Origin of the sequence: Yoonia vestfoldensis (assembly GCF_002158905.1) — a bacterium.
GTDB lineage: Bacteria > Pseudomonadota > Alphaproteobacteria > Rhodobacterales > Rhodobacteraceae > Yoonia > Yoonia vestfoldensis_B.
On sequence record NZ_CP021431.1, the window covers coordinates 2,374,771 to 2,399,213 of the forward strand.

The window sequence follows — 24,443 nt, forward strand, 5'->3', positions numbered from 1 at the left end:
AAGGCGGACAATCTACGATGACCAAAGTGTCAAACAGACGGGCCGGACAGCAATGTCTGGCCTGTTTTGCTATCGAAGGATCACAGATCCCACACTGGCCCACCATAGGCCTTCAGCTTCGCGTCGTTACTCACCAGCACAAAGCCCTCCGCCATCGCCTGCGCCACAAGAATGCGATCAAAGGGGTCCGCATGGATCGGCGGCAGCGTCGGCACACGCAGAACATGCGCACTCTCTATGGCCAGTTCAGTATAGTCATTGGCCACAAGCCCCAGCCGCAGTTCCGCCACATCCACCCGAAAGTCATCGCGCCCCAGTGACGCCTTGATGGCCACCTCCCACAAGCTTGCCACGCTGAAATACAAGCTGTTTGCAGGGTCAGCGATCATCGCCTGCGCCTTTGCCGACAATCGATCAGGCGTATATGCAGCCCACAACAGGATATGCGTGTCTAAAAGCAGCTTCATGCCTCAGTGCCCGCAAACATCTGTGCGATCTCGTCGGCAGACATGTCGTCAAAATCCAGCGGTACTGTGCCTTTACCAGCCAAAAAGCCAAGCCGCTTTTGGGCCTGCCCTTTCAGCATGGTCACCTTGACCATTGGCCTGCCGGACTTGGCAATGACAAACGCCTCGCCTTTTGCTGCTGCCTCGACCAGTTTGGACAGATGCGTCTTGGCTTCATGGATGTTGATGGTTTTCATATGCGGGGCCTCTGCTGGATAGACTTAGTCTGTTGAGCTTAGTTTACATGTTGATCTGGCAGTCAGTCAATAGCGCCCAAAGTGAACAGAGCGGTCTAGATGTTGACTGAACTTTCGGTAAAAGCACTACATCTGCCTTATCAACGGCTCACAATTGTCGAACAGGGCCAGCCCAGGGCCTCAGGTATGCTTCGGCGGATTGCGGGACTGGACCAGATGGTCAGACGGATGAAATTGGATGTGATTGGTTTGCAGGATGGCGGCTTGACAGTTTTCATCCGGCGCGGGGCGGGGTCAGCCCGTGTATGAACGCAGCGCACCCCTCAGAGCGCCACAGACGGCCACACAGGGGCTTATTCCGTTGAAAAACTCTTGTTGATTTGGGTGCCTGTCGCTGATTCAATTCCTCGTATGATACGGGGGGAACTGCGATGTTGGGACCGAAGCAAGAGGCGCAAGGCGCGTTGTTTTACGAGTTCTCGATCGAGGGTCACGTTCCTCAGGATCACTTATTGCGTTCGATCGACCGCTTCGTCGATCTGTCCGGTATCCGGCATCACTTGGCTCCGTTCTACAGCAACACAGGCCGCCCTTCGATTGATCCCGAGTTGCTGATCCGCATGCTGTTGGTGGGGTATTGCTTGGGAATCCGGTCCGAGCGGCGGCTTTGCGAAGAGGTGCATCTGAACCTCGCCTATCGGTGGTTTTGCCGCCTCGATCTGGCGGACCGTGTGCCGGATCACTCGACCTTCTCCAAGAACCGCCATGGCCGTTTCCGCGACAGCGACCTGCTGCGCCACCTATTCGAGACGACTGTGGCGCGGTGCATTGCAGAGGGTCTGGTCAGCGGCCAACGCTTTGCGGCGGATGCCAGCCTGATCGAGGCCGATGCCAACAAGCAGAACTCGACCGCGAAGGAAGGCTGGAACCCGTCAACCATCGATCCGGATGATGCGCCACGCGCAGTTCGGGAATATCTGGAGGTTCTGGATGATGCAGCCTTTGGCGCGGCCACGACCGTCGAGCCCAAGTTCACGTCCCACTCCGACCCGTCCAGCCAGTGGACGGCAGCGCGCAAGGGCCCAGCATTCTTTGCCTATTCCACCAACTACCTGATCGATACCGACCACGCCGTGATCGTCGATGTCGAGGCGACCAGGTCGATCCGGCAGGCCGAGGTCGGGTCCGTGCGCACGATGCTGGACCGTGTCAAAGACACGTTCGATCTGCATCCCGAGCGCATCATCGCGGACACGGCATACGGCTCCGGCCCGATGCTGGGCTGGCTTGTGGATCGCAAGATCGCGCCACATATCCCCGTCATTGATAAGGCAGGCCGGACAGACGGCACCTGGAGCCGCGCTGATTTCGAATGGGACGCTGACAACAACCAATACATCTGCCCCGAAGGCGAAGCCCTCAAGCAATTCCGCCGCAACTATTCTGATCCAAACAGAGGCCCGGACGGCAAAGGTGTCGCCAAATATCGCGCCCTGAAACTGACGTGCCAAGCTTGCCCCTCAAAAGCGAAATGCTGCCCAAATGCCGACTTCCGCTCCATCACGCGCGAAGAACACGAAGACGCCCGTCAGGTCGCCCGCGACATTGCCAAGACCAAGCAATACGTCATCTCGATGCGGCTCAGAAAGAAGGTGGAAATGCTCTTCGCCCATCTCAAACGTATTCTCGGGTTGGGCAGACTCCGATTGCGCGGCCCGAACGGTGCAAATGACGAATTTCTCCTCGCCGCAACCGCCCAAAACCTCCGCAAACTAGCCAAGATCTTTCCTGCACCGCAGCAAACGCGCAAAGCCTGATAAGAAAGGCGCTCGCGCCCTGTTCAGACCGCTAATTTCTGCACCAGCAACACGGTGTTTTTCCACAGAATCGGCTACAAGCCGATTTTGGCTACACACGCATACCAAATATCCAGAGCGGCTGTACGATTCTAAAAACACGCCCTGCGATCACTTGCCGATGGGGGAGCATTATTGTCTCAGGTTTTACCGGAACACCATAGACGATCACGGGTGCCATTGTCATCGCAAAAGGCAACTGGGTGCGACCACTTTCAGAAGAGAGGCAATCGATCTCGGCAAGCTGTCATGCAAACCTCATCACCTCAAAGCCAACCGTATCGACACACAGACACGATCTCCCGCCGTTTAAACGCCATATTAGGGCCATCGAACTCGGTTTGGTCACAAGGGTAGCCAACACAAGCAAAAGCCCCATAATACGGGCCTTAAACGCAGCCAGACGTCAATATGCGCCTCAGGGTATTTCCTTCATCGCTATCTCCGCATTTGGAAACCGTGCCGACCATGCCAACATCATCGCGGCTTTCAGTTGGTCGCGGTATCGATCCTGTACGATGAAGCTGTCATGAACGGGAATGGCGCATATCCCATCGTCATAGAGCAATCGCAGCACATGCAATGCGATCTCGGAATCAACCAGGTTGGTCTGCGGCCAGATCGCTTTGGTGCTGTGATCTTTGTGCGGGCACAGATCCTCATGTGCAGACCAAAACGTATCGTACAGCAGATCACCCGTTGCCAGATCAGTTTTGTTGGCCGCTCTCAGTGCGTAGTCTATCGAACGCTTTGTCTCTTCTGCAGTGGCGCATCCCATTGATTTTGTCAGGACCATTTTAAACAGATCCCGTTCCCCGAACATATTGGCGTAGGCATCATGCTCAGGCAGCTTGCGACCCGCCAGCGCGTACAAAATACGCAAGTGATAGTTGGAATAATCCACCTCAACCACAGCCATCCGATTGATGCGCAAATAGCGACGGATCTTGGCAGGCATTTGCTGCACGAAATGGCCATATAATCGACCACCGCGGCCATCTTCACCTTGGAACTGACGGTACAACGTTTGCTTGCCAGACATCTGGAATTTCAGCCGATGGTCTTCATAGGACCAGTATGACTTGTACGTCGCATAATCGGGCAGATGTACGGACAGCTTTTGCTTTGCCAGATCCACATTCAGTAACGGCAATACAGCTTCTGAGGCTGATACTGGACGCAAGAGCGCCTCAGCCTTTGCCGCCCTACCTTCGGGCTTCACACGCAGTACAGGCGTATCCAAATCTGCCTTTACTGGCGTCTTTTGCAGACGAACGGGAACCAGGCGATGCTCTGTTAAGAAATCCAACATCGGTGTCATTGGCTCAATACGGGTGACGAGACCTTTGGCGGTCTCAGTTACAAATCTGCCAGGGGTCATGCGTATCCAGCCACCATCAAACACAACCAACGCATACAGCAATGACGCCAATTGAGCCTGGTGCTGAACTTTGTTGTTCAACGGCACCGATTGGTATTTGTGGTCACGGTGACCAGTCTTGAGCGGAAAAGTCGGACGAGACGCCAATTCTGACATATTGTTCAGCAACGCAACGATCACCCTGACATCGTGATACCTGCGGGTTGGTTTGAACGGCTTGATCACGCCTCGGACTTTATCGTCGCCAAACACGCAGGTCTGCTGATCAATATGCTGCCGAACAACATCTGATGCGATCAATCGGTCATAAAGGACATCCGCTGCCTTATGCAGCCGTGACAAGGTGGTTTTGTCCAAAGGCAGTGTTGGCGTCCATTGACGACTGTTCGTCTTCAACCCTTCAGGCTGATCGACATATTCGCGCTTGAGGCCAAGCCGATATGACAGGTCATCAGGAATGTTTGCCATTGCCCATAAATGGAATGAACCATGCCTGTGTGCAAGCAAAGATGGGTTAACGCTGACGATAAGCTTGGCAAGAAAGAGAGAGGGGGGAAGAGGAGGAAGGGGGCTTATTACTATACTGTCGACGATATCGGCATTAACCCATTGTCACATATCAATAATCCCGTTTCAAAAAACAGCCTCTTTATCCCCATCAGGCAAGGCTATTTTTACCAACAAATTGGAGTATTGAACTGGGCTAATCAGACTTGGTTGACAGTCTTCAATACTCAAACTTGGGGCGGGCTTGAGTACGACATCGGTGTACCCCCCCACCTGGCAGTTGCCCCCCCCTGTTACCGGAAACGCATATTCAGCCAGATCTGGTTATCTGCGCATCTTAAGACCAGCGCAGGCATTATAATATCAGATTTAAATTTTCTTAGGCAACAGCCTCAGGCGCATCGAACCCAAACAGCCATGCTGTGCGTTCAATCTGTTCCTGCGTAGACCCAGCTCCGCGCAGCAAGAGACCGGTGCTGGATACAGCCATCGTGGTGCGCGTATCGGCCCCTGTGGCAATATCCGCGAAGTTACCTGAACGGCTCAACACGGTTTTCGAACTCAGTGAGCTTTCGGCCAACGTGTCGGCGAAGCGCACAGTGCCGTAATCAGCATGATTAACCAGCGCATATTCTTTGTCACTGTTATAAAGCTGCCTTGTCGCCGCACGTGCCGCATCTATCGGGTTGCCAGATGACATGATCTTTGACCAATCACGCAGGTCAGCGTTGCTGCCAATCACACCATAAAGAAGCTCGCTGGCGTTTGCTGCGGATGCACCGGTGGCATCCATGAATTCTTTCATGTTTGGTCGTGCGGCTGTTGCATCGCTTTGGCTATCAACCAACCAATCCGCCGTCTGAAACGCTGCAAAAGAAACAGCGTTTGGCTGAAAGGTAACGGGTGTGTTATCAATGTCAGCCGCGTTCACTGCGACCGGTACCACATTAGGCTGGTCAAGTTTCGACAAAGCGTCAGAAAACAGTGCATCAAACTCAGAGCGTTGCTGGCTATTTGGAACACTTGGTGTGGACGCCTTGAAGGTCTCAAGGGTTGAAATCAAACGATCAACACTTGCTGCGATGTCCATCCGAAATTCCCCACGATCAATTGCCTGTTACGCCCTGCTCTGCAGGAAACATGCCAATCATGGTGCAAGTTATCGGTTTGCGAGCAGCTATCTAAGCTAGATGGGCGTAATGATCTAAGTACCGCACACAATGACAAGATCGTGCGTGACGGTGCGATGATCAGTATTCACTCCACTGCGAACACTTTGGCGCGGGTCTTTCGCCTGCGACACTGGCACCATCCGCGGTACATGCTCTCACACGCCCGCCATAGGCGTGGATGAACCAGCCTTTGTCCGCCAGCAGCGGCATGGTCAGCAGCGCATCGGTACCGGTGTTCAATACAGTACTGGTATCTGGTGCAGGCTGGGTCTGGGCAACGGCCATCGGTGAATAGGACGACAGAAATGCTGCCGCCCCAATCATGCCGACAGCCAGTATTGAGGCGGTGATTGCGTTCATGGCGTTACGCTGCCTCAATCTTTGCAAGCTCGCTTTTCAGAGCGGCGGCGTAACCAGCACGGGCTGTCTGATAGACCGCAATTTCGTTTTTCAGCTTTTGCATCTGCACTTCGAGGAATTGCAGGCTGGCCAATTGGGCCTTGCCATTCACGCTGAGCTTTTCGGTGTCGTATTCGGTACCGTCTACGGTTATTTTTGGCATGGTAGTCTTTCTATCGGTCAATGTATGTATTCAGTGCGCGTTTTGCCGGTTTAGGTCTTTGCCAACTCGCGCTTGAAAGCTGCCTCGTAGGCCATCCGAGCCGTATCGCAGACCGCCCATTCGTTGTTCAACTGCTGGATTTGCGCATCGACGAACTGGATGTTCGCAACATGAGCACGAGCAGCCTCGGTCAAATCGGCCAGATCATAGGTCTTGTCGTCGATAGTGATGGTGGCGGCTTTGGTTTCGGTCATTATTCACTCTCAATTCTTTGATAATTCTACGGGGCTGGGTGGCAGCCGCGCTGTGCCTTTGTTTAATCGTTTTGCCTCGGCTTCACAAACGCTGACAGATCGAAATCGCCCTCGTCTGCGGCAATATTCACGACATTGTCGTTTTCGGCTGGTGCCAGATCCTGTTCCGGCAATGACGATTTGTGCCGCTGCAATATCCCGTCAACATCGATTTGATCCGACATCTCTGGCATCCGTGTTTTGACCTCCGCCAGCTTGCGCTGAATCAGGCCCAGGGTTTGGATATTCGACATACTGATTAATTGGCAATAAGCCACAGGCAGACCACCGGCTTGTTGGACGCGATGAAGTGCGTCGGCATCAAGGCTGTTCAAACAGGCCTCGTCGATGCGGAACAGGCCGTCGATGCGGCGTTCGCCGTCGGGGCCTTGGACTTTCAGGGGCCAGGGCTGGAACAGGTCTTCGGCGGCCAGTGCGGCGCAGACCCGTTGGGTCACGGCGCGGTTGCGGTGGATCTGCTGCAGAAAATTCAGCGCGTCCTTGACCGGTTGCGCGGCCTCGCCCGCGTCGTCAAAAAACGGCTGGTCGAAACCCTCGCCCGCGCCCACCAGCCCGCTGTCCATGTCCACGCAAAGATGAAGATCATCGCCATCGCCCTGCGCCAGTGCGAACGGATACCCGCGATAGGCGGCGGGGGTGTAGGGCGCGACCCATTTGCCGTTGACCACGAACAGGTTGCGGCCGGGTTCCAGCCCCTGCACGGCATGTGGGACAAACACATCGTTCTGCCGGATGAACGCGATGGGCAGGCTCACGCAAGCTTTCGCTAGCTCTTGTACCACCAAGGGGGCCACGGCATCCGTGGCGGCAAAGGCATAGCTGTCAACTCTCCGCCAGGCCTGCGCGGCAAAGCCGGATTTGGTGATCAACTCATAGCGGGGCATGGTGTTCCTGACGTTGTTTACGGAAAAACCCCGCACTTGCGCACTGGGATTGAACAATACTTATAAGACTGTATTTATACTTTCCGAGCTACGACGCGCCCCAGAACGGGATCATCATCGCCCAACTTGGACCAGCCTCTCGATTCTTCAGAGTACTCAACATTCCACACACCAGATGAAACAAGATCTTGGACAAAATCTGTAAAGTTTATAAATCGCCTCATGTGATCAGTAAACTTGATATTCTCATCAATAATCTCACCGCGATCAAATAACGGATCGTTCAAAGTTCTAAATTCAAAAGCAAAGCAACTTCCTAGGCGCAATGACGACGCAAGGATCTCCAAAACACGTTGCTGCTCAATCGCTGATATAGAGTGAATAAAAAAACGAGAATAAACAAAATTGATATTATGCTCACTGAGCAAACGTTCAAGATTTGAAACAACATCTCCAGTTACAAAAATCGGTGCCGACCTAACCGCCGCCAATGGTGAACCCTCACATGATCGCTGGGCAAAATTAATAGCGTCAGTGCAAAGATCAATGCCAACATACCGATCTGCAAACCTTGAGAGATGAATTGCATCTCGACCATCGCCACAACCCAACTCCAAAACGGCATCAGTGGTACTAAGAAACTGAGCACCCACGAATTTTGAGAATGACGAAGGTGGAAAACCAACCTCCTTGCCTCTATAAAAAGAAGCCCAAAAGTCATTATTTTCAAGAGACGACATGGTGCTATAATTCCTTTTGAAGCCTTAGCTTCAGTTCTTTAAGTGGCAAGTTGGCATCGAAGCCCTGGATAACATCTAAGTAGTATATTGCCTTTTCGATACGACCAGTCCGAACGCTGTTAATTAACCGCTGCAGCCCAAATAGCGTCGAAGTTTCCAAGGAGCTCCGACATAAATTGTGTGCCGACAAAACAGTATCAAAAAGCTTATCTGGAACCATCCAATTCGGCCCATAAATCTTCTCAAGGTGCTTGGACGGATCATCAGGCACCGGAAAGTCATTCCCGTCTACGGTTATTTTTCCTAATCTGGGAATGTTATCAAACGACCACGTTACAGGGACTGGGTGTTTCCAAAACCCACATGCAAAAGAACCATCTCTGTTCTGGTTGTAGAAAAATATATCAATCAAAATACCTAGCTTCTTGTGAACAATAGAGAAAGAATAATGAATCTTCTGCTCATCTAAACTTGACTTAGGATGCAAGTCGAAAATTATTGAATTCTTTATTAATTGCGTCAGAGCGGTGCGATCGATATTACCACTCACGCCGATGTCGGCATCCTTATCATGTTTTAACGGACCACCCTCGCGGATGAACCCAAGGAGTGTTCCGAAATCAAGCCAATAGTTACCGCTAATCGGCTCAAGCACCTTCTTCAAATCGATAAGAGCTATTACAGCATCCTCAGGATTAAATGACACCCTTTTCGGTGACGGTTCAGTCTGTAAGAATTCTTTGTTTTGGATTATTTCACAACAATCCAGAAATATTTGACGTGCGGTGTGGCATTCATCTTGTCCCCATAGGGCCGTCGCATACGCTGAAGCGATACCATCATCTAACGGCTTCATATCGTAAGCATGTTTGATAAATGCTATGTCATTTCCACGCTTCATTATCGCTGAGTGAAGAAAATAATATGTTTCGGCTGTTGCAAAACCCTCGTCGACTAACCTTGTTAGAATTTCAGTCGCAGGTTCAATGCATTCGAGATCGAACAAGGCTCGTGCGAGATTATTTGTCACAGATACATTTGATGGTGACAGAATATTTCCGCGCTCAAAGTGTTTCTTTGCCTCATTCGCCTGACCAAGCGCTAAATACACCAATCCAATATTGTTAATGACATTTACGTCGCCTGGTCGCTGTGCATCAACTTCTTCAAGCAGCTCAAGAGCATCTTTATATTTATCTGTGCAATCCTGCACATTCCAAGGTTAGCCAACGCATCTAAATAAGTAGGGTCTAATTTCCTTGCGTCACTGAGAAGCATTTCAGCCTCTTTAATTTTTCCCTTTTCAATATAGATTAGCGCAAGGTGATTTAATTGAACTGGGTTGTTTGGGTTTAGTGAGATCGCTTTTGAAACTTTTTCATAAGCTGCATCATAATGCCCCAGTTGATAAAGACATACACCAGCATAATGATTTGTATCCGCATGTAACGGTGCAGATATCAAAATCTCTTCATATAAAGCTAAAGCAGAATATAAGTTACCAGCTTGATGTAGCGCTTGCGCCTTTTGGTATTTATTTACAAGTTGGGATACGTCCAAGGCACCAAATTCCTAATAGTATGAGTAGTTTTATTCTATAAACAGGAGAATCTAGTATACCAGTGTATTCAATTAATAAGAATAAATATTTTCTGCCAAAAACCCCGCACTTGCGTACAGGGCTTTACCTTACCATGAGAGAACCAAACTCAGAATCCAGCGGTGCCCAATGCGTTTGGCGGCAAATGAATGCCCAGTGGCACCGGCGGCTTCAACATCAAACTTGATGCTTGGTGAGATCAATATTTTATTGGTGATACCTACCCCAAGAAGGGGTAGGTAAATCTTGATCTGTATTTATTACAGGTTACGCAATCACATCGTTTGCAAAAAGTGGCAACGTCGTTACACCTTCCAGCTTAATAAACACATCTTCTGCAAGGACAAATGTATTACCAGCCGCAGCTCCTTCCAACAACACGTAGGTATCACCGCCAAATGTAGCGAAAGAAACACCATCAGCCGTAGCGTTCGCTGTTAGCATGGCGTTAACAATGGCTGTTTCCGATGAACCTGCGGCCAAAGCAGTAACTGCCGCTTGAACGGCGGCTTGCTCAGCCGACACAACTTCAGTCACACCTGTGAACTGCAACTTATCTGTACCAACCACAAAGTCAGTAATGACATCTGCAACCACTGCGCCGTCAGCACCACCGGTATGACCCTTTGCGAACGCGAAGGTGTCAACACCCGCACCACCAGTCATGGTGTCAGAACCAGTTCCACCAGTGATTGTATCGGTGCCATCACCACCATTGATGACATCGTTTCCAGCACCACCAGTGATAGTATCATTGCCAGCACCAGCGTTGATTACATCAGCACCTGCAGAACCGATGATGATATCGTTATTACCGGTACCTGTAATACGGGCCGCACCCGCCATGCTGCCACCTGTCATGTTCAACAGCGCCGAACCAGTAAGGCCAGCTGCATCGACCTCTGACGCTGTTACTGCCCCAGCAAGCAGAAGGCTATTCCCACCCGTCGCGACGATTTTCGCAGTACCGCCAGCCGTTGCAGTCATCGTAACTGCACCACCGAAGGTGAAATCGCCGGTTCCGGCAGTACCAGTGGCTACATTGAGGGTCTCAATGCCGGTGAAGGTTTGTGCAGTTGTCCCGAGGTTTGTTCCCGCAACACCAGTGATAGTAAGCGCATCAGCTGTCCCGGTGCCAGCAACAACAAAGCTACGTGCCGCGTTTCCAGCAGCACCAGTCGGTACGATGAAATTGCTTCCGCTGTTGAATGTAAATGTTGCTGCACCAATGGTAGAGTCCACGCGAAGCGTGTCGGCCGAAGCGAACTTCGTCAAATCGATGTTGTTAGCAACTGCATCCGAGATACGGATGATCTCAACATTGGTGACGTTAGCTTGATTTACGGATGTGTTAGCCACCGCAGAAGTCAACGTCAACGTATCACGCCCTGCGCCACCGTTGATGATGTCGCGAGTAGAACCACTTGCACCACCAACATATGTTGCACCCAGAACAATCGTATCCGCTCCTGTGCCGCCCGTGATTGTAACCACCGCCGCGTTCACAGAATGGTCAACCGTCAAATCACCCGTAAATGTGCTTGCATCCACAGTTGTGGTAACTGCGGCAAGTGCCGACGACAGCGTCAAGTCTGCAGAACCAGTAACGTTGAGTGTCGTCGCGGCTGCGGAAGTCAACGCGACTGTGCTTTCCGCACTAGTACTATTAATTGTCAGAGTTTCAATACCAGCAACTGTAAGTGTTCCCGCATCGGTTCCATCGACACCAACCACGTTTGCCGTTGTGAATGCTACTGTAGGCGTCGTGATGCCACCCGTAACTGCTCCGAACGTAATTGCTGGCAGTGCAGTACCAGCAGTCGGAGCTGTTACTGTCACTGATTGATCGGAGCCAGTGGCTGTTCCTGCGACGGCAATAGTAGCTCCGGCCGCATTGTTGATGGCTGCGGCAAAAGAAGTTGCGATAGCGTCTGCATCAGCGTTAGCTGCAACCGAAATCGTAGAAGTCGTAGTGCCAACGTTTATTACAAGAGTTGCAAGCCCAGTTGCAGCCGTCGCCAAATCGTCAATGGTATATGTGTTTACTTGCGCAACTGCGTCAACTGCGTCAACTGCGCCGCCCGATACGTAGTTGTTCACTGCAACCGTTGCGGCATCAGCAGAACCAGTTACGGACGAGTATGTCAGCGTGTGTGCGGCTGTCGTGTTTTGGATTGTCACAGCATCTGAGGTAGCAATGCCAGAGATCGTCACTGCAGCAGTGCTGCCGATCGACTTAACAGTCTCCAGGTCAGTTGAGCCGGCCAAGTTAACTGTTGCAGCGGCGGTTGCTGTGAAAATCACGTTCTCAATTGATGTCAAAGCCGGTGTCACGCTGCCTGCGATAACAACCGTTAGAGTGTCGGTACCAGCACCACCATTGATCGTGTCAGCTGCCGAGAACGTTGTCGCAAGGCCAGTGAATGTATCGTCACCAGCGGTACCCGTCAGGGCATCGATAGCTGTAGTGAGCGTATTAGTTTGGCGAAACGCTAACCTTTTGAAACTGTGTGAAAAACCAGCTGTTTGAGCAGTGAAAAATCTACCTGACATAGCGTATGTTTCACAACAGGTGCGCTAAATGCACTACAGATCGCATTGTGTAAGTCGAAATTACTGAATGAATTCAGCAGTGTAGATGTGTTCGATCTGCAGCAGATGACATAGTCTATGCCAACACCGAGGCTGAATTTTCTTGTCCAAAACCACGGATAGACCGCACACAACAGGTGCAACGGAAGGGCTGTTGATGAAGCAGAAATTCACCAAACAATTCGTGGACAAGCTGAGCTGCACCAAAGCCACAGCGAGACTGTTTGTGCGGGACACGGTGTGCAGAGGGCTGTGCGTGGAAGTGCGCTCAACGGGCGGCAAAACATATTATCTCAGTTACCGTGACGCACAGGGCAAGCAACGGCTGTGCAAACTGGCCAATGCTGCTGATGTATCGCCAGCACAGGCACGGCAGCTGTGTGAGCAGGCACGCAGCCAAGTTGTTATGGGTGTGTCAGAACCTGTGTGCAAAATCACCACAGATGATTTCTTCTACCTCAGCTATCTGCCCTATGTGAAAACCTACAAGCGCAGCTGGGACACAGATGTCAGCGTGTATCGCACACATGTTGCGCCAGTGATTGGCAAAACAGCTCTCGCCGCAGTGGGCTATGATGATGTGACGCGGCTGATGACAGTTGCTGCTGTGAAGCTGTCCACAGGCAGCCAGTATCGGCTGTATGTGTTGACCCGCTATATGTTCAACTTGGCCAAGCGGTGGGAAGTTGCGGGCATTGAGCACAACCCCACTGACCGCTACACCATCAAGCAGAGTAAGCAGCACAGAGAACGCTACCTCAACCGCGCTGAAACCCAAACCTTGCTCACTGCCATCGCGCACAGTGTCAATCCGCAGCTGCAGTATATCGTGCCCATGTTGTTGTTGACGGGGGCACGCAAGCGCGAGGTGTTGGACGCACAGTGGCAGGACATGGATTATGAGCGCCGTTTCTGGCGCATTCCTTTCACCAAAAGCGGGCGCGAACGACATGTGCCATTGAGTGATGCAGTGTTGACGCTGTTGGCACAGGTGCCACGCTATGCAGACTGTGACTGGGTGTTTCCCAATCCCAAAACGCTCAAGCCCTTTCGTTCAATCTATCATTCTTGGCACACGGCACGCACAGCAGCAGGCTTGGGAGAGGTACGAATGCATGACCTACGCCACAGCTTTGCCAGCTTTCTCGTTAATGCAGGCTGTAGCATCTATGACGTACAAAAGCTGCTGGGACACGCGAATGTCAGCATGACGCAGCGCTACAGCCATCTCAGCCAAGAGCGCCTGCTCAGTGCTGCCAACACAGCTGGGGATTATGTGCAGTTCCGCAGCGATGATGACGCACAGGCTTGAGTTGCGGGGTGACTAGCGCATTAGGAGAACAAATCGTGTTAACACGATTTCTGTGTCACAGCTGAATGGGCACAAGCGCCAACACGAGAACCAGCACCACTGCCACCACCCTGCCGTCTGTCATTGCCTTTGAGTAACATGAGGTTGGCTGAGTGCGGAGACAGGTGCTTGACGTGTAGAGAGCACGAACATATTATTTGCTCATATATGGAGGATACTATGGGCAAGGCAACGTCGATTATTCTGGGTGAGCACTTTGACCAGCTGATATCTCAGCAGGTGCAGACAGGGCGTTATGGCACGGCCAGTGAGGTTGTGCGTGATGCGCTACGTATTTTTGAGGAACGGCAGGCAGCTGTTCAGCGCCTGAACGATGCCATCGAAGAAGGCTATGCCAGTGGTATCAGTGAAGCATTTGACTGGGATGAATTGTTCGCTGAAGCGGCTGCTGAAGCCTGATGACGCAAATCCAGTTTACGAATGCTGCACGGCAGGATTTGAAGAATATATTCAGCTACACCATTCATACTTGGGGCAAACCACAAGCTCAAAAATACTCAGAACAGTTAAAGCAGCACGTCAAAAAGATTGCGCAGAACGCAGCATTCTGCAAGCCTGTGCTGCATGGTCAACGCAATTTGAAGCAAAGTACTGTTGGGCGGCACCTAATCATATTTGAGAAAACTGAGGATAAATTGCTAATCGTTCGCATCTTGCATGAGGCAATGGATATTCCTCGACACATATCATCCACCCACTAGTCGTCATCTTTCAACAACATAAGAAGGAACAGAAATGGTCGACATCGCAACGATGCTCACACCTGCTATTGCGGATTTGTTTAAGAAGTTCGCTGAAAAAGGGCTAGACAGCCATGAAGCTGCCAAAGAACTTGACACGTTACGCATGGTTATGCGCGAACGTGTGCGACGCGACATGCGCTATAACGCAGAACTGATGAGTGATGCTCGGTTGGATCCACCAGTCAAAATACTCAACTTTGAGATGGAGGCACTGGACTTCGTTTGTGAGCAAGGCATTCCACTGGCTATGTTGTTCGATCGCTCATTGAGTGAAGCGCAGCAGTTGAGCTTTGCTGGCGCTGATAAATCTCACATCAAATGGTTCCGTGAGCTTGATACCGAAGCAAAACTGGTTGAGCGTACCTTGCATCGGGCGAAAATAGCTCAGCTGAAAGCGAAATATGATTTACCAGTTGGTGATATCACTTATCTACGCAAGTTGGCTCGTGCAGTAGAAATTGTGCTATCCTAATTGACGCAAAACGGCTCTTGAGGAATGCGTCTTGTAAGGCGCATTTCTAGGGGCACATTAAAGTAGCTCCACAGCACTGGCCAGCTGTGCGTCGTTCACATCAATGTAGCGTTGCGTGACAGCGATTGAGCTGTGACCTGCCAAAGCTGCCAACACACGCACACCCACGCCCTTGTTCGCCAGTCGTGTTATGAAGGTTCTGCGCCCCGAATGGCTGCTTGCGTCACTGAGCCCACATGCCTTGTAGATATTGAGAAACAGCTGACACATGGTGTTGGCTGAGAAATGGTTGCCCTTTTGACTGCGGAACAGTGCTGCTGTGCAGAGTGACGGCTTGATGTTGCGCCACGCAGCATAACGCAGCAGTTGCGCTGCCAGTGCACCATTGATGAACACGGTACGCGCCCGCGCACCTTTGGTTTGTTCAGCACGCAGCGTGAACTGTGTACGTGGTATGCCTTCCTCATCGTACACGTCGCCCACACACAGTGCTGCCAATTCTTTGGCGCGCAGCCCTGTGTAGATGCTGAACAGCAGTATGGTTGTATCACGTGTCACATACCTGCGTGTTTGGCACCAGCGCAGCGCGCGTTTGATTTGTGCGTCACTGAGTGTTGCTGCTTGTGCCATCTTGCCCTCAAATATCATGTTTGCTGTGTATTACGCTAAAGTCTGATATTCGGTTTGAGCAACCACTTAGACAGTGATAGTTGAGTTGTTCGATTTCAAACAGTTATGCGAAAATGTCATAGAATACATATTCTCTGAGATTTTATTTTGATCGCATTTGAGCCGCTTTTTTGCGCAAGTTGATAAATAAACTTGTAAGGCAAGAACAGGCAAGAACAGGCAGCACAGGCAATACAAACGAGATCAAGGCTGGCACGCCGATTATGATAGTGCTGCAAACCCGTTCTGATGTGAGACGGTACGCAAACGGATTGCTCGTTATCTGCTTCAATCAACTACCCCATCGTCTGGTGGGATGCCGTAAGCTGTAGAGACGCAAATGTTCGGTCTGCCCTCAGCTTTGATTGTCGTAATGGTGTGCGGTTAATAAGGCAGCGCTGACGTGTTCAGTGCTGCTTGCAAGTGAGATGGACGACAACCTCGGCAACGAGACCCATCGTCATATAGGAGTGCCTGACTGTATAGGTCCTATATGTGTGTATGATACGCTGGTAATAGAGATGATAGCAAAACCTGCTCTTCCAATTTGGTTCAGTGATACAGTCTGACTGCGACGTGCAATGGATATTGTGGTGCGCAGTTTTTAGATCGACGCCTTTATAGGCGTTGATCTGACTGCTCCTTGCAATGTCAAAGAAAAAATAATCAAAGAAAATATTAGATCAAAAGAAGATAAAACAAATCAAAGACGAAGAACAAAAGCGAAGCAGAGCTGAAGCTTCGACAGAAACGCAGTTGATGTCGCTGAACATCATACAAGATATCACATGCGTTTGAGTTCTTTAGCAAAGCGATGATGATCGTAGTGGCCAAACTATGGATTGAGCACAGAACAAAGCCACAGCTCACATCACAAGATGATGTCAGTATTCGTCCACGAACATGATGGTCAGCACACGACAGGTGACGTTTGGGTCAGCTGGGTCAGGTGAGTGATACTGCAGGTCACAGTCGTAATAATCCCATTTCCAAAACACCACGTCATCTTCAACGGCAAATGAGCCAAAGTCATGTTCGTTATAGGGATCATTGTCTGTGGTGAAACTGCTGTAGTGCTGAACATCATGCAGTATCTGATTGAGGCTGTCATGGTCGCGCACAGCGGGGGTGAGGTGCACTCGGCACTCAGCAAAGCTCTGGCGTGCACGGTCATTGAGGTCTCGTATGCGGGTGGTTTTGCACTTCATCACAGCACAAGCAATATGGTCACTTACAGCGTTGGACGACCGAATTCTGCGTGCGTGATAAATACTGCCACAAGGAGAAGCCCATGAGCCAACAAACCCTACGCGAAGTACGCGACAGCCTGCTGCACTTGAACGCCGTCAACAGCGAGCGCGAGTTCTGTGAACGCTGGTTGTGCAAAAGTGAGTGCTATCTGCGCACACTCAAAATCAACCACATCGATGCCAGCGCAGATGCCCTTGCCACGCTTGCCAGCAAACTGGGGCATTACGCAATTGAACTCAGCAACAGCACGCAAAGCCATCACCGCCATCACGCACAGGAGTTCGCACGCCTCAAGCGATTGTGTGAACACAGCTTGTTTGCGCAGGCAGAGCGCAAGTGGCGCAGGGTCACAGCGTGAACAGTTTGGCGAAATGGGTTTTGCGCGGGAAAAGATCTGCTGTGCAAAATCTTAGGGGCCAGTACTTACACATTTGGGCTGGTGATTTTGCATCACCACATCGCCACAGGTGGGCACAATGCGGATAAATGACGTTGTGGGCGAGGCTGTATGTAGACACCACCCCAAGCCCAAACCGCTGCCCATACCCAAGCCCAAGAAGTCAAAGCCACCAGCGCCAAAGAAGAGCTCAAAGCCACGCCCGTTCAACGAACCAAAGCCAGATGATTTAAGCTGACCAAACACGTCAAACTCAATTGACACAAAAAACGTGTTAACACGAATTGTGTGATAAACAGCTCAAAACACATACAAATCTTCGGGTTGAGGTACGCTACGTTATCGGTTGAAACAATGGCGGAGAGGCTATGTGTAGAAGGCTGCCGCAGAACGCAGCAGCCTTCATTTTGTTATGCATTTGTGAGGATAGCGTCGAATTCACGAGCTGAACGCTTTAACCAAAAGAATTGCGCCGCTGCAAAATCAGCCTCACTCACAACCTCCTTCGCTGTGTTGAATATCTTCCCATCCGATCCTAGCTCAAGATTAGCATAGTTGAACGCATTATTGGCCCGACGCACTGCTTCACTGTCAAATTTTCCGCCTTCAACATACAGCACCCAGAGCTCGCCAAATTCGACACTCAACTGCGTATGTGCGTTGTTTGCACTCCAGTTGCCAAAACTCTGCGCTGTCCTGTACAGAGCCTTTTTATAAATCTGCTTCGCCCGCCGCTTTTGTTCGTCGCCCAAAGAGTATGCTTGCTTAATAAGGTTCATATCATTATCCTTTGTATATGGTGATTGTTTCCGTTTCCGCCCGCATCAAGGTAGCCACCGAGCTTGAACTGAGGACTGTGATTAACACGGGCGGAATATGGCTTAATTTTTCTTACGCTCGCACATGAAGAATTTGTAAGCTTATACCACCTTGAACTTGTGCTGCTTTGGCGGATTAGGTCGTATAGAATTACACAGATACATGACGTAGGGCACAATATCGCGCCAGTCCCCATCTGCATTGTCAATCTTTTCCAACAACTCCGCATCACTTGGCATGGGCAAATTATTTTGACGAATGATTTGTTTGACCCGTGGCAAGTAGTTTGAGGTTTGAGTTGCGTTGAAGTTTATCATATGACAGCGGCTTTTGACGCCATCGTCCACTTTGTCCACGTAGTTTGTTGTGAGCACGCACACGATGTTTTTATTATTGAGAAAAGCTTTGAGTTTGCGCTGAGCTTCTGGCGTTAAATTGTCCACCTCGTCAAAGATGAAGTAGTGTAGATTGCTTTCATTGAAGGATACTAACTCCCGAATGCTTTCGCAGCGCTTGAGTATTTGAGTGATGTTTTCTGTGCTGTCACAGGACACAAATTCAACTGCTAGCTCGCCTTTGCCATTGCTGCGTTGCCGCTCAAAGTCCTCGCAAAAAATAGATGCATAGGTTGTCTTGCCGCTGCCAAATGTACCGTACAACATCACTGCGCTTTTGCCTGCTATTGGAAAAGGCAGTGTTTGGTTGATGAGGGCTTTGACCAGCGTTTCGCTGGTGCTGTCTGCAAAAATCATGTCGGCTGTTGTTTGTGGATTTGTAATAAGCATGTGTGTTCCCCTTATGCTGCTGCTTTGATTTCTGTAGTGCTGTCGACCGCCATCGCACGCGCATTTTTGGCGGCGATAGCGTGCTCTTCCGACACCTTTTTAGCGACCGCTTTGGTTTGCTTGCTGTGGTTGGTGTAGACGTTGCTGAGTGCTGCACTGACAGCTGTTTTTGCTGCGCACACCTTGTCTGACGGCGATAATTCGAAGCACACGTGCCGCACGTCCACCGTGCCTTTTGCAGTGACCACGCCCACCAGCAGAACAATGCTGCCTTTGAGTGTTGCAGCGTTGTGCTTGGTGCTGTCTACCATCACCTCCGCAAGTGATTTGCCGTTCAGCGCGATGCTGCGTCCTGTGTCTGCGCGTTGTTTGGGCGTTTTGGTGTTTTTGGCAAGCGATGCGCGGATTTCTTCAACCCCGCCGTATTTGCTGATAAACACGGGTACATCCGCTGCTACCATCACCTCGCTGCTTTGTGCGGCCGCTGTGAGCACACGTGTGTAGCTGCTGATGCGACGGCTGTCTGTGTCAGTGTCGCAGAACACAAGTTTGACGAGAAGCTGAATGAACGACGGATTTTTGTTGAGCGTTAGATTACGCTTTGAGCACTGCTGCAACAGCCAGTCACGCTTTGCTTCATCAGCGGCAGTGGCACCTTTGCTATCATCATAAAGTGCGTAGATTTCTGCCAGCAGTTCATACAGCGCGTCGTTGGCTGTTTTGAACTGTGTGTCTTGCCATGAGCGGCGGTCTTGAGTAATCGTGTTAACACGCTCTTTGAAAGATGCGACGATAGAAGTGGTGAGTTTATGAGTTGCGTTTGTCATTTTATATCCTGTTATGTTGATTTGCGTTGCCATCATCAGCAACATATACAGAATACGCTAAGGTGGGCGTTAACGGGACCGGCCAGCTTTATAAACGTTGATGGATGTTAACACATGCTGCGATTTTTTCATTCGCCCTACCCAACTTTTGGGAGCTACAAAAACCCCACGCATTGGAAGATTGAAGCAAGCCCATATTTTTGGTGGTGGTATGCGCTCACACTGAACACAGACTATGCACAGCTGTGTGAGCAGATGGCAGAGAAGCAAACCACACACAGCGCAGACGCGCGAATGCTCAAAGTGTACGAGGATTTTGGCGACACACGCTATGATGGCTGTCGCTACCTCGCATTCACTCAATGGTGGCTAAATCGTGTTAACACGATTGAGCAGCGTGGCGTGTATCTGTTCGCTGAGCCCTTGAACACAGCAGCCGTAAGTGTTGTTGACGGTATAGAACAGGCGACATCAGCATTGAGCTGCAACGACACAGTGATGATTGCAGTCAACGTCACACGGCAGCGCAAACACATCGACAAGAGAATTGACCAAATTCTCAAGCAGCACATGGGCGAGTTGAAGCGCGGGCGACAGGTGCGTAACCCCAAGTTCAGTCAAGCGCGCTACCGCCTCAGCCATGCTGTACAGGCACATTCGTTGAAAAAGACCTTTGCCGTATATGACATACGCAGCAGTGCTGCTGCTGAGGGGCGCAAAATCTCAAACTGGGACGTGGCAGAGTTGGCAAAGCTGGACTACCAACAGCGCGACAAACTTAGAGCAGCGCTGGACGGTGTTGATGAACGACGCGTGGTCAGCGCAATTGTTGCCCGCCATGTCAAAGACGCTAAAACGATGATTCAAAATACTGCTTTTGGTGTGTTTCCAAAATAGAGCAGCAGAGGGTGAGCGTAGCTATGGACAAGAAAACCGAACAACGCATTCAGCGTTTTGAAAAGCGTATGGGTTGCTCTCTGGGCGAATGCGGGGCGCACATCACAATCACAGCGTCTAAAGACTACTTGGACAATGTTGAAAGCGACAAGCAGGTATACAGTTCACGCTGTGCAAAATGTGGCAGCACCTTTCAGCTCAAAAAGACGGAACTTGAATTTTTCGAACGACATTTTGGCAAGGCTGAGTTTCAAATTCTCTCCACTACATTCAACACTTTGTTTGACGAATAGTGAGCCAGCTTTAACCTGCACAAGCCTGACGGCGAAGCTGAACTGCTGTTGTGTGCCTATTGCTGTTTATCAGCCATGCGCTAACCTCGTTGTGTTGCATAGAAGGGGTAAACCGTAATGAACGAAGAAGAAAAGCGTCAAATATTCATCCGTCGGCTCAACAGCGCACCACACGCAGCGAAAGGCTTTTTTGAAACAGTTGCTGCTCATTTCGAGCGCCGCAATGACACAGCCGTAAAGTACACCCGTAAAGATGGCGGTGACATGAGGCTTTGGGCCTATTGGACAACACCACGTGGAGCGGAGAAACGGCAGATATTTGCTACGTTGGCTTGGCAACCTACTGCGCAGACAGTGTTCACTCGCTGCCAGCTTGCACCTGACGAGCTTGAGTTACTTGGGCTAACAGGCGCAACGAAGCCCACATCCCCAACTGAACCACAACGCTCTGATAAACGTTTGGGTGAAGATTACTGGCGGCTGCACGTAGGTGCGTTTATCCGGATTTTGGAAACTGCGCGTATCAAACTGGTTGGGGTCTAATACCCACTGGCGTCAAACACGCGCTGTGCTGCGCGTACAGCCGTGCCACAGTCCCTGTAGGTGGTCAGTGTAGCGGACAACGCCAACAGCGCGCTGTGTGTGGGCTTTTAGCGGGTTTTTGTGATGGATAGTGCTGGACCAATGATCCGTTGCACAAACGGCGGACTGGCATAGCGATGCAGGTATCAAATGGTTTTGGTAGATGTTGGGCGTACTCCACACTAAATCGCTAGTTACCCACACCGCAACGCGATTGAGAACGGTGAGGTTTAATGCCCAACTCACCCTCCTCCGATGATCTAAAAAACACGTTTACGCAGCAGCCTCAGGCGCATCGAAACCAAACAGCCATGCTGTGCGTTCAATCTGTTCCTGCGTAGACCCAGCTCCGCGCAGCAAGAGACCGGTGCTGGATACAGCCATCGTGGTGCGCGTATCGGCCCCTGTGGCAATATCTGCGAAGTTACCTGAACGGCTCAACACGGTTTTCGAACTCAGTGAGCTTTCGGCCAACGTGTCAACGAACCGCACAGTGCCGTAATCCGCATGATTGACCAACGCATATTCTTTGTCGCTGTTATAAAGCTGCCTTGTCGCCGCACGTGCCGCATCTATCGGGTTGCCAGATGACATGATCTTTGACCAATCACGCAGGTCAGCGTTGCTGCCGATCACACCATAAAGAAGCTCGCTGGCGTTTGCTGCGGATGCACCGGTGGCATCCATGAATTCTTTCATGTTTGGTCGTGCGGCTGTTGCATCGCTTTGGCTATCAACCAACCAATCCGCCGCCTGAAACGCTGCAAAAGAAACCGCGTTTGGCTGAAAGGTAACGGGTGCGTTATCAATGTCAGCCGCGTTCACTGCGACTGGCACCACATTAGGCTGGTCAAGTTTCGACAAAGCGTCAGAAAACAGTGCATCAAACTCAGAGCGTTGCTGGCTATTTGGAACAGTTGGTGTCGACGCCTTGAAGGTCTCAAGGGTTGAAATCAAACGATCAACACTTGCTGCGATATCCATCCGAAATTCCCCACGATCAATTGCTTGTTACGCCTTGCTTTGCAGGAAACATGCCAATCATGGTGCAAGTTATCGGTTTGCAAGCAGCTATCTAAGGTAGATGGGCGTATTGAACTAATTACCACACACAATGATAAGATCGTGCGTGACAGTGCGCAGATGCACAGATGCACAGATCAGTATTCACTCCACTGCGAACATTTCGGCGCGGGTCGTTCGCCTGCGATACTAGCACCATCAGCGGTACATGCCCGCACACGGCCACCATAGGCATGGATAAACCAAAGTTTGTCTTCTAACAGCGGCATGGTCAGCAGCGCATCGGCACCGGTGTTCAACACAGTATTAGTATCTGGTGCAGGCTGGGTCTGGGCTATCGCCATGGGTGAATAGGACGACAGGAATGCTGCCGCCCCGATCATGCCGACGGACAATATCACGGCAGTGATCGCATTCATCGCGTCACGCTGTCCCGGTTTTTTCAAGCTCTGCCTTCAATGCGGCAGCATAGCCAGCGCGGGCTGTCTGATAGACCGCAATTTCGTTTTTCAGCTTCTGCATCTGCACTTCGAGGAATTGCAGGCTGGCCAATTGGGCCTTGCCGTTCGTGCTGAGGTTTTCGGTGTCGTATTCGGTGCCGTCTACGGTGATTTTGGGCATTTCAATCTTTCTATTGTCGCTGTCGGTAATCGGATCAGGCTTTGGCCAATTCACGGCTGAACGCGGCGGTATAGGCCATGCGGGCCGTGTCGCAAACCGCCCATTCATTGTTCAACTGTTGGATTTGCGCATCGACGAACTGGATATTGGCGATATGGGCGCGCGCGGCCTCGGTCAGATCGGCAAGTGCGTATTGTTTTTCGTCGATGGTGATGGTGGCGGCTTTGGTCTTGGTCATGAAATTCTCTCAATTCTTTGGTTATTTGTGGTGGTCGCGCCTGCCGGAATTTAATCGCTTTTCTCGGGTTTCACAAATGCCGACAGATCGAAATCGCCGGTATCGGCGGCGATATTGACGACATTGTCGTTTTCGACCGGTTCTAAATCTTGCTCTGGTGCGGAGGATTTATGCCGCTGCAATATCCCGTCAACATCGATCTGGTCACTCATTTCGGGCATCCGGTTTTTGACCTCTTCCAATTTGCGCGCAATCAGGCCCAGCGTCTGGATATTGCCCATGCTTAGCAATTGGCAGTAAGCAACGGGCAGACCACCGGCCTTTTGAACGCGGGCCAAGGCGTCGGCATCAAGGCTGTTCAAACGGGCCTCGTCGATGCGGAACAGGCCGTCGACGCGGCGTTCGCCATTGGGGCCTTGCACTTTCAACGGCCAGGGCTGGAACAGGTCTTCGGCGGCCAGTGCGGCGCACACACGCTTGGTGACGGCGCGGTTGTTGTGGATCTGCTGCAGAAAATTCAGCGCGTCCTTGACCGGTTGCGCGGCCTCGCCCGCGTCATCGAAAAACGGCTGGTCGAAACCGTCACCCGCGCCCACCAGCCCGCTGTCCATGTCGATGCACAGATGCAGATCATCGCCGTCACCCTGCGCCAGTGCGAAAGGATAGCCGCGATAGGCGGCGGGGGTGTAGGGGCCGACCCATGTGCCGTTGACCACGAACAAGTTGCGGCCAGCTTCCAGCCCCTGAACGGCATGGGGAACAAAGGCGTCGCCCTGCTGCAGAAAGGCGATAGGCAAGCTCATGCAGGCCTTCGCCAGTTCCTGCACCAAAAGCGGAGCAACAGCGTCCGTCGCGGCAAAGGCATGGTTGTCATATCGCCGCCAGGCCTGCGCAGCAAAGCCGGATTTGGTGATCAGTTCATAGCGGGGCATGGATATTCCTGACGTGTATTTACCAAAGAAAAACCCCGCACTTACGCACGGGGTTTATCACTCACCATGAGAAGGACCAGAACTCAGAAGCACCGGCGCCAAATTGGTTTGGTAGCAAATGAATGCTCAGTGGCACCGACAGCTTCAACATCAAAAATGATGCTTGGTAAGAATGATTTTCAGGTAGGTACCTGCCCCCGAAGGGGCAGGA

The 24,443-nt window shown here is 51.1% G+C and carries 31 protein-coding genes; 9 read left to right on the forward strand and 22 right to left on the reverse strand.

Annotated features, from left to right (window positions below):
• Window positions 1-80: 80 nt before the first annotated feature.
• A complete protein-coding gene (locus tag LOKVESSMR4R_RS11855) occupies window positions 81-467 on the reverse strand; it encodes a type II toxin-antitoxin system VapC family toxin (RefSeq protein ID WP_087208650.1) in 387 nt (128 codons plus the stop codon).
• Complete coding sequence (locus tag LOKVESSMR4R_RS11860) at window positions 464-703, reverse strand: type II toxin-antitoxin system Phd/YefM family antitoxin (RefSeq protein WP_087208653.1); 240 nt, start codon at window positions 701-703, stop codon at window positions 464-466. Before LOKVESSMR4R_RS11860 ends, LOKVESSMR4R_RS11855 begins: the two co-directional genes overlap by 4 nt.
• A gap of 431 nt (window positions 704-1,134) precedes the next feature.
• Here LOKVESSMR4R_RS11860 and LOKVESSMR4R_RS11865 point away from each other — a divergent pair, with 431 nt between their 5' ends.
• Entirely contained in the window at window positions 1,135-2,520 is a 1,386-nt protein-coding gene (locus tag LOKVESSMR4R_RS11865; RefSeq protein ID WP_087208069.1) for a transposase, read from the forward strand.
• 457 nt (window positions 2,521-2,977) lie between these two features.
• On the opposite strand, the gene LOKVESSMR4R_RS11870 is transcribed toward LOKVESSMR4R_RS11865, so the two are convergent.
• The 10 genes from LOKVESSMR4R_RS11870 to LOKVESSMR4R_RS11915 form a co-directional block, all read right to left on the reverse strand.
• Window positions 2,978-4,408 (reverse strand): hypothetical protein, encoded by a 1,431-nt coding sequence (locus LOKVESSMR4R_RS11870; RefSeq protein WP_087208655.1) that lies wholly within the window; start codon window positions 4,406-4,408, stop codon window positions 2,978-2,980.
• Between the two features lie 418 nt (window positions 4,409-4,826).
• Window positions 4,827-5,537, reverse strand: coding sequence for a hypothetical protein (locus LOKVESSMR4R_RS20185; protein ID WP_157898198.1), 711 nt, complete (start codon window positions 5,535-5,537; stop codon window positions 4,827-4,829).
• A 160-nt stretch (window positions 5,538-5,697) separates the two neighbouring features.
• Window positions 5,698-5,979, reverse strand: a complete 282-nt coding sequence (locus tag LOKVESSMR4R_RS11880; protein ID WP_087208659.1) for a hypothetical protein — start codon at window positions 5,977-5,979, stop codon at window positions 5,698-5,700.
• 4 nt (window positions 5,980-5,983) lie between these two features.
• A complete protein-coding gene (locus LOKVESSMR4R_RS11885) occupies window positions 5,984-6,181 on the reverse strand; it encodes a DUF6447 family protein (protein ID WP_087208660.1) in 198 nt (65 codons plus the stop codon).
• 50 nt (window positions 6,182-6,231) lie between these two features.
• Window positions 6,232-6,435 (reverse strand): DUF6447 family protein, encoded by a 204-nt coding sequence (locus LOKVESSMR4R_RS11890; protein WP_087208662.1) that lies wholly within the window; start codon window positions 6,433-6,435, stop codon window positions 6,232-6,234.
• Window positions 6,436-6,497: 62 nt separating this feature from the next.
• Window positions 6,498-7,379: a SapC family protein gene (locus LOKVESSMR4R_RS11895; RefSeq protein ID WP_087208664.1), complete on the reverse strand. Its 882-nt coding sequence runs from the start codon at window positions 7,377-7,379 to the stop codon at window positions 6,498-6,500.
• Between the two features lie 74 nt (window positions 7,380-7,453).
• Complete coding sequence (locus LOKVESSMR4R_RS11900; protein WP_087208666.1) at window positions 7,454-8,119, reverse strand: class I SAM-dependent methyltransferase; 666 nt, start codon at window positions 8,117-8,119, stop codon at window positions 7,454-7,456.
• 4 nt (window positions 8,120-8,123) lie between these two features.
• Window positions 8,124-9,332 (reverse strand): tetratricopeptide repeat protein, encoded by a 1,209-nt coding sequence (locus LOKVESSMR4R_RS11905; RefSeq protein ID WP_162290729.1) that lies wholly within the window; start codon window positions 9,330-9,332, stop codon window positions 8,124-8,126.
• Window positions 9,254-9,679: a tetratricopeptide repeat protein gene (locus LOKVESSMR4R_RS11910; protein WP_087208671.1), complete on the reverse strand. Its 426-nt coding sequence runs from the start codon at window positions 9,677-9,679 to the stop codon at window positions 9,254-9,256. The genes LOKVESSMR4R_RS11905 and LOKVESSMR4R_RS11910 overlap by 79 nt, the downstream gene beginning before the upstream one ends.
• A 307-nt stretch (window positions 9,680-9,986) precedes the next feature.
• Complete coding sequence (locus LOKVESSMR4R_RS11915; protein WP_087208673.1) at window positions 9,987-12,272, reverse strand: beta strand repeat-containing protein; 2,286 nt, start codon at window positions 12,270-12,272, stop codon at window positions 9,987-9,989.
• Between the two features lie 196 nt (window positions 12,273-12,468).
• On the opposite strand from LOKVESSMR4R_RS11915, the gene LOKVESSMR4R_RS11920 reads away from it, so the two are divergent.
• From LOKVESSMR4R_RS11920 to LOKVESSMR4R_RS11935, 4 genes are all read left to right on the forward strand, one after another.
• Window positions 12,469-13,623 (forward strand): site-specific integrase, encoded by a 1,155-nt coding sequence (locus LOKVESSMR4R_RS11920; protein ID WP_087208676.1) that lies wholly within the window; start codon window positions 12,469-12,471, stop codon window positions 13,621-13,623.
• Window positions 13,624-13,842: 219 nt separating this feature from the next.
• Window positions 13,843-14,082: a type II toxin-antitoxin system ParD family antitoxin gene (locus LOKVESSMR4R_RS11925; protein WP_087208678.1), complete on the forward strand. Its 240-nt coding sequence runs from the start codon at window positions 13,843-13,845 to the stop codon at window positions 14,080-14,082.
• Window positions 14,082-14,384, forward strand: a complete 303-nt coding sequence (locus LOKVESSMR4R_RS11930; RefSeq protein ID WP_087208680.1) for a type II toxin-antitoxin system RelE/ParE family toxin — start codon at window positions 14,082-14,084, stop codon at window positions 14,382-14,384. Before LOKVESSMR4R_RS11925 ends, LOKVESSMR4R_RS11930 begins: the two co-directional genes overlap by 1 nt.
• Window positions 14,385-14,418: 34 nt before the next feature.
• The gene (locus LOKVESSMR4R_RS11935) at window positions 14,419-14,898 is read left to right on the forward strand and encodes a hypothetical protein (protein WP_087208681.1); all 480 of its coding nucleotides are present in this window, start codon (window positions 14,419-14,421) and stop codon (window positions 14,896-14,898) included.
• A gap of 57 nt (window positions 14,899-14,955) precedes the next feature.
• Here the strand turns inward: LOKVESSMR4R_RS11935 and LOKVESSMR4R_RS11940 are convergent, their stop codons facing one another.
• Window positions 14,956-15,528, reverse strand: coding sequence for a tyrosine-type recombinase/integrase (locus LOKVESSMR4R_RS11940; protein WP_087213136.1), 573 nt, complete (start codon window positions 15,526-15,528; stop codon window positions 14,956-14,958).
• A 923-nt stretch (window positions 15,529-16,451) separates the two neighbouring features.
• Window positions 16,452-16,775 carry a DUF3768 domain-containing protein gene (locus LOKVESSMR4R_RS11945; protein WP_087208683.1) on the reverse strand — a complete coding sequence of 108 codons (324 nt, stop codon included), beginning with the start codon at window positions 16,773-16,775 and terminating at the stop codon, window positions 16,452-16,454.
• Between the two features lie 83 nt (window positions 16,776-16,858).
• Between LOKVESSMR4R_RS11945 and LOKVESSMR4R_RS20190 the strand changes: the two genes are divergently transcribed.
• Window positions 16,859-17,176, forward strand: coding sequence for a DUF6626 family protein (locus LOKVESSMR4R_RS20190; protein ID WP_157898200.1), 318 nt, complete (start codon window positions 16,859-16,861; stop codon window positions 17,174-17,176).
• A 449-nt stretch (window positions 17,177-17,625) separates the two neighbouring features.
• Here LOKVESSMR4R_RS20190 and LOKVESSMR4R_RS11955 read toward each other — a convergent pair whose 3' ends face one another.
• The 3 genes from LOKVESSMR4R_RS11955 to LOKVESSMR4R_RS11965 form a co-directional block, all read right to left on the reverse strand.
• Window positions 17,626-17,994 carry a hypothetical protein gene (locus LOKVESSMR4R_RS11955; protein ID WP_087208686.1) on the reverse strand — a complete coding sequence of 123 codons (369 nt, stop codon included), beginning with the start codon at window positions 17,992-17,994 and terminating at the stop codon, window positions 17,626-17,628.
• A 141-nt stretch (window positions 17,995-18,135) separates the two neighbouring features.
• On the reverse strand, window positions 18,136-18,819 hold the full coding sequence (locus LOKVESSMR4R_RS11960; protein WP_087208688.1) for an AAA family ATPase: 684 nt from the start codon (window positions 18,817-18,819) through the stop codon (window positions 18,136-18,138).
• Between the two features lie 11 nt (window positions 18,820-18,830).
• Window positions 18,831-19,646: a hypothetical protein gene (locus LOKVESSMR4R_RS11965; protein WP_157898201.1), complete on the reverse strand. Its 816-nt coding sequence runs from the start codon at window positions 19,644-19,646 to the stop codon at window positions 18,831-18,833.
• A 114-nt stretch (window positions 19,647-19,760) separates the two neighbouring features.
• Between LOKVESSMR4R_RS11965 and LOKVESSMR4R_RS11970 the strand changes: the two genes are divergently transcribed.
• The 3 genes from LOKVESSMR4R_RS11970 (at window position 19,761) to LOKVESSMR4R_RS20195 (ending at window position 21,379) form a co-directional block, all read left to right on the forward strand.
• Window positions 19,761-20,543: a hypothetical protein gene (locus LOKVESSMR4R_RS11970; RefSeq protein ID WP_087208693.1), complete on the forward strand. Its 783-nt coding sequence runs from the start codon at window positions 19,761-19,763 to the stop codon at window positions 20,541-20,543.
• 23 nt (window positions 20,544-20,566) lie between these two features.
• Window positions 20,567-20,836 carry a hypothetical protein gene (locus LOKVESSMR4R_RS11975; RefSeq protein WP_087208696.1) on the forward strand — a complete coding sequence of 90 codons (270 nt, stop codon included), beginning with the start codon at window positions 20,567-20,569 and terminating at the stop codon, window positions 20,834-20,836.
• A gap of 117 nt (window positions 20,837-20,953) precedes the next feature.
• The gene (locus LOKVESSMR4R_RS20195; protein ID WP_157898202.1) at window positions 20,954-21,379 is read left to right on the forward strand and encodes a hypothetical protein; all 426 of its coding nucleotides are present in this window, start codon (window positions 20,954-20,956) and stop codon (window positions 21,377-21,379) included.
• A 312-nt stretch (window positions 21,380-21,691) separates the two neighbouring features.
• On the opposite strand, the gene LOKVESSMR4R_RS20200 is transcribed toward LOKVESSMR4R_RS20195, so the two are convergent.
• The 5 genes from LOKVESSMR4R_RS20200 to LOKVESSMR4R_RS12000 form a co-directional block, all read right to left on the reverse strand.
• Window positions 21,692-22,402 (reverse strand): hypothetical protein, encoded by a 711-nt coding sequence (locus LOKVESSMR4R_RS20200; RefSeq protein ID WP_157898203.1) that lies wholly within the window; start codon window positions 22,400-22,402, stop codon window positions 21,692-21,694.
• A 176-nt stretch (window positions 22,403-22,578) separates the two neighbouring features.
• Window positions 22,579-22,887: a hypothetical protein gene (locus LOKVESSMR4R_RS11985; protein WP_237331775.1), complete on the reverse strand. Its 309-nt coding sequence runs from the start codon at window positions 22,885-22,887 to the stop codon at window positions 22,579-22,581.
• Complete coding sequence (locus tag LOKVESSMR4R_RS11990) at window positions 22,865-23,062, reverse strand: DUF6447 family protein (protein ID WP_087208703.1); 198 nt, start codon at window positions 23,060-23,062, stop codon at window positions 22,865-22,867. The genes LOKVESSMR4R_RS11985 and LOKVESSMR4R_RS11990 overlap by 23 nt, the downstream gene beginning before the upstream one ends.
• Window positions 23,063-23,096: 34 nt before the next feature.
• A complete protein-coding gene (locus tag LOKVESSMR4R_RS11995; protein ID WP_087208705.1) occupies window positions 23,097-23,300 on the reverse strand; it encodes a DUF6447 family protein in 204 nt (67 codons plus the stop codon).
• 50 nt (window positions 23,301-23,350) lie between these two features.
• On the reverse strand, window positions 23,351-24,232 hold the full coding sequence (locus LOKVESSMR4R_RS12000) for a SapC family protein (protein ID WP_087208707.1): 882 nt from the start codon (window positions 24,230-24,232) through the stop codon (window positions 23,351-23,353).
• Between the last annotated feature and the right edge of the window lie 211 nt (window positions 24,233-24,443).

What these genes read in the sequence shown, in the direction of transcription:
- LOKVESSMR4R_RS20185 (WP_157898198.1), bottom strand. Translation starts at nt 5,537, where the DNA reads ATGGACATCGCAGCAAGTGTTGATCGTTTGATTTCAACCCTTGAGACC.
- LOKVESSMR4R_RS11960 (WP_087208688.1), bottom strand. Translation starts at nt 18,819, where the DNA reads ATGCTTATTACAAATCCACAAACAACAGCCGACATGATTTTTGCAGAC.
- LOKVESSMR4R_RS11885 (WP_087208660.1), bottom strand. Translation starts at nt 6,181, where the DNA reads ATGCCAAAAATAACCGTAGACGGTACCGAATACGACACCGAAAAGCTC.
- LOKVESSMR4R_RS11975 (WP_087208696.1), top strand. Translation starts at nt 20,567, where the DNA reads ATGGACAAGAAAACCGAACAACGCATTCAGCGTTTTGAAAAGCGTATG.
- LOKVESSMR4R_RS11865 (WP_087208069.1), top strand. Translation starts at nt 1,135, where the DNA reads ATGTTGGGACCGAAGCAAGAGGCGCAAGGCGCGTTGTTTTACGAGTTC.
- LOKVESSMR4R_RS20190 (WP_157898200.1), top strand. Translation starts at nt 16,859, where the DNA reads ATGAGCCAACAAACCCTACGCGAAGTACGCGACAGCCTGCTGCACTTG.
- LOKVESSMR4R_RS11965 (WP_157898201.1), bottom strand. Translation starts at nt 19,646, where the DNA reads ATGACAAACGCAACTCATAAACTCACCACTTCTATCGTCGCATCTTTC.
- LOKVESSMR4R_RS11900 (WP_087208666.1), bottom strand. Translation starts at nt 8,119, where the DNA reads ATGTCGTCTCTTGAAAATAATGACTTTTGGGCTTCTTTTTATAGAGGC.
- LOKVESSMR4R_RS11855 (WP_087208650.1), bottom strand. Translation starts at nt 467, where the DNA reads ATGAAGCTGCTTTTAGACACGCATATCCTGTTGTGGGCTGCATATACG.
- LOKVESSMR4R_RS11895 (WP_087208664.1), bottom strand. Translation starts at nt 7,379, where the DNA reads ATGCCCCGCTATGAGTTGATCACCAAATCCGGCTTTGCCGCGCAGGCC.
- LOKVESSMR4R_RS11935 (WP_087208681.1), top strand. Translation starts at nt 14,419, where the DNA reads ATGGTCGACATCGCAACGATGCTCACACCTGCTATTGCGGATTTGTTT.
- LOKVESSMR4R_RS11890 (WP_087208662.1), bottom strand. Translation starts at nt 6,435, where the DNA reads ATGACCGAAACCAAAGCCGCCACCATCACTATCGACGACAAGACCTAT.
- LOKVESSMR4R_RS20200 (WP_157898203.1), bottom strand. Translation starts at nt 22,402, where the DNA reads ATGGATATCGCAGCAAGTGTTGATCGTTTGATTTCAACCCTTGAGACC.
- LOKVESSMR4R_RS11880 (WP_087208659.1), bottom strand. Translation starts at nt 5,979, where the DNA reads ATGAACGCAATCACCGCCTCAATACTGGCTGTCGGCATGATTGGGGCG.
- LOKVESSMR4R_RS12000 (WP_087208707.1), bottom strand. Translation starts at nt 24,232, where the DNA reads ATGCCCCGCTATGAACTGATCACCAAATCCGGCTTTGCTGCGCAGGCC.
- LOKVESSMR4R_RS11940 (WP_087213136.1), bottom strand. Translation starts at nt 15,528, where the DNA reads ATGGCACAAGCAGCAACACTCAGTGACGCACAAATCAAACGCGCGCTG.
- LOKVESSMR4R_RS11915 (WP_087208673.1), bottom strand. Translation starts at nt 12,272, where the DNA reads ATGTCAGGTAGATTTTTCACTGCTCAAACAGCTGGTTTTTCACACAGT.
- LOKVESSMR4R_RS11860 (WP_087208653.1), bottom strand. Translation starts at nt 703, where the DNA reads ATGAAAACCATCAACATCCATGAAGCCAAGACGCATCTGTCCAAACTG.
- LOKVESSMR4R_RS11925 (WP_087208678.1), top strand. Translation starts at nt 13,843, where the DNA reads ATGGGCAAGGCAACGTCGATTATTCTGGGTGAGCACTTTGACCAGCTG.
- LOKVESSMR4R_RS11920 (WP_087208676.1), top strand. Translation starts at nt 12,469, where the DNA reads ATGAAGCAGAAATTCACCAAACAATTCGTGGACAAGCTGAGCTGCACC.
- LOKVESSMR4R_RS11970 (WP_087208693.1), top strand. Translation starts at nt 19,761, where the DNA reads ATGCTGCGATTTTTTCATTCGCCCTACCCAACTTTTGGGAGCTACAAA.
- LOKVESSMR4R_RS11870 (WP_087208655.1), bottom strand. Translation starts at nt 4,408, where the DNA reads ATGGCAAACATTCCTGATGACCTGTCATATCGGCTTGGCCTCAAGCGC.
- LOKVESSMR4R_RS20195 (WP_157898202.1), top strand. Translation starts at nt 20,954, where the DNA reads ATGAACGAAGAAGAAAAGCGTCAAATATTCATCCGTCGGCTCAACAGC.
- LOKVESSMR4R_RS11955 (WP_087208686.1), bottom strand. Translation starts at nt 17,994, where the DNA reads ATGAACCTTATTAAGCAAGCATACTCTTTGGGCGACGAACAAAAGCGG.
- LOKVESSMR4R_RS11990 (WP_087208703.1), bottom strand. Translation starts at nt 23,062, where the DNA reads ATGCCCAAAATCACCGTAGACGGCACCGAATACGACACCGAAAACCTC.
- LOKVESSMR4R_RS11945 (WP_087208683.1), bottom strand. Translation starts at nt 16,775, where the DNA reads ATGAAGTGCAAAACCACCCGCATACGAGACCTCAATGACCGTGCACGC.
- LOKVESSMR4R_RS11995 (WP_087208705.1), bottom strand. Translation starts at nt 23,300, where the DNA reads ATGACCAAGACCAAAGCCGCCACCATCACCATCGACGAAAAACAATAC.
- LOKVESSMR4R_RS11930 (WP_087208680.1), top strand. Translation starts at nt 14,082, where the DNA reads ATGACGCAAATCCAGTTTACGAATGCTGCACGGCAGGATTTGAAGAAT.